This is a genomic window from Bacillota bacterium, assembly GCA_012518215.1.
In the GTDB taxonomy this organism is placed as follows: domain Bacteria; phylum Bacillota; class Dethiobacteria; order DTU022; family PWGO01; genus JAAYSV01.
This window is the reverse complement of the sequence record JAAYSV010000033.1, coordinates 1-4,761: the sequence shown is the minus strand read 5'-3', so window position 1 is coordinate 4,761 and position 4,761 is coordinate 1. Positions and strand designations below refer to the sequence as shown.

Below are 4,761 nucleotides of genomic sequence, written 5' to 3'. Positions count from 1 at the left end.
TTGAATTATATCCATCAGAGGAACCTCTCCCTTCGGGGAATATTTGGTAAAGCTGATACTACGAGGTTCCTCTTCCGCTTTTTATAAAAGATTTCCTCCAAAGTCCTAAAGTAAATTTACACCAACCAAAAAAACTAAAACAATCCTTTCAACTTAGGACTTCATTACAACCTTCTTGAAATAAAAACACTTTAAAACCTCCTGATACGATTATCAAAATGAAAGCCAAAAAAGATATTAAAATATGCATCTATGCACCAATCGCCTGCTCCAATACAGGGTTAATTTCTTCTGGGCTGAGCCCCATGGGCACTGCGGTGAGGACAAGATCAACCCGGCGTGTACCGGCTCGGACTGTGGCTTTGTGATAGGGGCGTTGCCGCTGAAGCAGTGAATGCCAAGTGCGCTCCTGACAAGGATAAGCAAGACAACAAACCACCCTTTTGCTTGCAGAAATAGTCGAGTATGCCAGTACCTGCAACAGATCATTGCGGTGGCGTTCTTGCAGTTCTTTTTCTAGGTTAAACCATCCTTCACGGCTAAGTTCTTCCCAATGATTTTTATACTTGGCATCAAAGATAATCGTCTCCTGCTCACGTTCCATGATAATATCCGGCAACAGGTAACGCTGCGAACCTAGGTATGGTGGGTTCCACCCAAGAGGTGCAATAGTTTCCCGCTGACGACCAGTTTTAATTATTCCGCCCCTATAACCGGCTAGCTGTCTCACCACCGTTTCGACCCAAGCTTCGAAAAACTTGTCCATGGGAAGTATCCAGGGCAAACCCTGCAAATCCCCCAGACCAGCAAGGCCCCTCTCATCAATAGTCCACTGCATGGCTTGGATACCATCGCGAAACACCGTGGTGTCAAAGCTACCTCTAAGCCATTGATTAATAGTTTTATTACTTGGCGGAAAAGCCGGAACATCGCGCACTTTTTCCAATAGTTCATAGCATAAACTTAAAAGCTGCAAAACTACTACCCCGGCCACCCGTTGGCTTTGTAGACTTGAAAGCTGCTTACGTAAGGTAAAGTGAATAGCCGATTTAAGATTCCTATCATCTCTAAGGTCCGGGAACCTACAAGGCACTTTATGAAAAGCTGCCTGAGGCAGTTTGACAGCAGCATATTCTGCCCATTTCACCTGCCCGCGGGGTGCATTTAAATCAGCCTCGGAATATTCAAAACGCCGCTCTAACCGGTCTAAAAGTTTCTGAAGTCGCAACAGGATTGTCGATGAGAGCACCCATGGGGGAATTTTTCGATCCGAATGGGGCAACAACGGTAACGGCAAAGGTTCCGGTAAGATCTTCCAACCCATATTCCCCAACATAGGCCCGATGCCCCGCCAACCAAATCGGGGTTTGATCACCAAACCATAATCAGGGGAACCGCTGGTCGGAGATAATAACGGTAAGGCTCCGACAAGCCCACCTGTTTTCATTTGAATACTAACCGATGAACCATCATAATTTACATCACCTTCAACTGCGAAATCTCGCATTATGCCCCGGTTCTGCCTAAGGAACTGTTTGGCTAAGCGGGCTGACTGGCCCTGTAAATCCCGGGATTTTGTCCCTTTAATAAGAAAATCTGCGGGTAATTTTAATATAGAATGATCTTCTGTTTCAAAACATGCTGTTTCCCGAAATGCTTGAATTATGTTCATAGAGAAATACTCTCCACCCATTGTAGGTATGCTTCTATTGAGTCAGCAAAGGAGGCTACATAACCTTGATTCAAATATTCTTCTAATAACGGAACCAGATTAACGCGTAACGAAATAAGTGCCTGTCGAGGTTCCTTTTCAAGGAAATAGGAATGGCCGGGTAATAAATCCAAAGTGTCTTTGCCCGCATATTCAACGAAGATATGAAGCAATTCCTGGAAGGCACGTTGCATCAGCTCACAACCATGTTCCTTAACCACCGCTATCTGCGGCCATAATTTTAGAAAAGCAAACCGTCGACGTACAGCAATATCAACAATGGCAATACTTCGGTCGGAACTGTTCATTGTGCCCAAAATATGTAGATTAGAAGGAAGGGTAAATCGTGAATGCAATGGCGAACCAAAGTCATAGGGCAACTCTAGGGTACGGCCGCTCACTGTTGGTTCCAAGAGAAATATAGCTTCACCCAACACCTTAGCCAGATCAGCGCGATTAATTTCATCAATAAACAACAAATAAGGCTTGTCCTTCGCTTCAGCGGCTTTCAAGGCAGCTTCCATTAGAAATCCAGCTTTAGGGGCAAATTCCAAACCTAGTCCGCCTTCAGTATGTATGGGAGCCAATCCCCCCACAAAGTTTTCATAAGTTGTGTTAGGGTGAAACTGAATTGTGAAGCCATTGTTTTGGTATTTGTTCTTCAACAGCTCCAAAGACATACGGGTTTTCCCGGTTCCCGGGGGCCCTTGTAAAACTACATATTTTCGTTGTTCCAGCAATGACGCCACCTCTTCCATGCTGCAATCAGGTAGCATATGGGAATAATATTCAGCTTGAATCCTCCTAGCATCAGCTTCGGCGCCTTTTAAAGGTTGGTACCCCCTTTCTGAAAACATCAGATCAAGAAAAGCCTTAAGGCATTCTTCTGTACCCTCCCGATCCTGCCCGGGTGCATAAAGGCCGTAAATTACTTTACCATACCGTTCAAAAACAGACCGGTATTCTGCAAATAAGCTTTTAATATTCCCGGGCATATCTAAATCAATACGGGCCGGATCTTGCTTTGCCCAGGAGACCATCTCCCCCTGACCATACTGCTTGTTGAGCCAGTTGCATATAGCAGCAACTTTACGTCCATGCCCGGGACGGCCTAAAATTTCTTCATCAGGACTTAAACCCTGGGTGCCGATTACCATGGCTAATAAAGCTGGCCTTTCTTCCATGGGAAAAATAACAAAGCTCATACCACCATACGCACCGGAATCTGGGTTAGTAGGATGAATTAAAGCAGCAAAAGGAACTCCGCCTTTAGAGAATCCAGGGGCTCTTAGCGTGACAGACTGTTCCGCCCTCCCAGGATATCTACCGCTTTTGGCACCATACAGTTCGTTAAAACCTTCCTGACAGCGCTTTGTCCAGTCGTTTAATTCCCCGGAATAGATCAAATCGAGTAATTTTTCCATATACAACTCCCCTTTTTAGGAACGAATCAACTTATCCTATGTAATGTAAATATTAAGAATCAGTGGCAAATCGATTATGCTCAGACATGGGTAACTGTGTTTTAAATATTTCAACATTTTTTGGCATTTTTCCTTCTAAAAATGGCATTTGATTGTCTTTGTGTAAATGGATCATCATGATGGGGAAAACAATCGGCACGGGTGGTTTTATTCTTTCGGCATCAGTTGCTCCACGAGGTTCAGTATCGCAAAATGCCCCCCGGTCAGCGCCGCCAGTTGCGATTCGCGGCCAAAGATCCGGTCACGGATTTCAACGGCGGACATGGAAGCGGCAGCCAGCCGGACTATCTCCTCGCGCAGGTCATGAAGGTAGTCCAGAAAATCCCGGATGGCCTTCTTTCCGTCGGGAAAAACTCGACCGATGGCGGTAAAAAGGGTTATCGTTTCCGGTTCCAGGGCCAGCACCTTCTCCAATGAGATGATGATCGCCTCGATGTCCTCATCGGCACGAAGGGCCTTGTACTGCTCCGAAACAAAGAGGTCTCCGCTGAACAACCATCCTTTTTCCGCCTCAAAAAGGGAGATGTGATCGGAAGAATGGCCCGGTGTTTCCAGCACCAAAAATTCATGGTGGGTGGTGATTATTCGCTCGGGCACCGCTTGCACGGTTGATGGCTCCGGGTACCCCCAGGCCATTTCCTGGTATTCACGCAGGGGCAAGCGCTTGCTGATCAGCGGCAGCGCTGACGGGTGAGCATGGATTTCCAGATCGTGTTCCCTGAGGATGTTGGCATTGGCACCGATGTGGTCCTCGTGATGATGTGTGTTTACCACCCGATCCATTTCCTGTTCCTTGAGATAGGCAATCAGTTCCGATGCGGTATATGCACAACCGGTGTCGATGAGCAAGCCATCTACCAGGTAGGCGGCGGTCCAGTAGATTACAGTCCCACCCATTTCACGTCCCATCATGATCTGTGTTACTTCATCGTATTGGTTGGTTTTCAACATTGTATCGGCCTCCTTCTTTCTAACAAGAGTATATTGCATATCGATGGCGCTGACCATTTCCAGTCTTTTAAGGTTGCAGATGGTTGATGATGGAGGCAGGTATGTAGTTATTGCGGAAATTGATTTGCATTAAAGAAGTAAGTGGTTAAGATTCCGTCGCGGCAAAAAACGCCGCTGGCTCAGAATGACAGGTTGTACATCTTTCTTCTCTGATAATAAGGTATAGGGGATCGAATGGGGGGATTCTTCGGTCGTGGCAAAAAACGATGCTCGCCCGGAATTACATTACCAGGAAAAACACGGCTCGTTCGGAATTTTCGTGCGTCACCCTCACCACGATAAAAAAATGATATTATTAAAAGGGGCTTTTCATTGCCTTTCAAATCGTGGATAATATACTAATGTATGGACTCTATTGGTATTGTTAAATTGAGACCGTTTCGGAATTTGCGATTGCCCCTATTGCAGAAATGAGTATTGTTCCCAAGAGGACGCATAGCAATGTAGCTATAAAGGCAGGGGTAGCGCCATAATCAAAAAACATGCAAGAAGGAGTGAATTGTAGATGCAAATGGTTTATAGGCGCTGTTGCGGGCTTGATGTTCACAAGAAGGT

At 45.8% G+C, this 4,761-nt stretch carries 3 protein-coding genes; all 3 read right to left on the bottom strand.

From position 1 onward, the window contains the following. Positions 1-250: 250 nt before the first annotated feature. Entirely contained in the window at positions 251-1,693 is a 1,443-nt protein-coding gene (locus GX364_05465) for a hypothetical protein (GenBank protein ID NLI70290.1), read from the bottom strand. Beyond that, complete coding sequence (locus GX364_05460) at positions 1,669-3,135, bottom strand: AAA domain-containing protein (protein NLI70289.1); 1,467 nt, start codon at positions 3,133-3,135, stop codon at positions 1,669-1,671. Before GX364_05460 ends, GX364_05465 begins: the two co-directional genes overlap by 25 nt. A 207-nt stretch (positions 3,136-3,342) precedes the next feature. Further along, positions 3,343-4,146: an MBL fold metallo-hydrolase gene (locus GX364_05455; protein ID NLI70288.1), complete on the bottom strand. Its 804-nt coding sequence runs from the start codon at positions 4,144-4,146 to the stop codon at positions 3,343-3,345. Between the last annotated feature and the right edge of the window lie 615 nt (positions 4,147-4,761).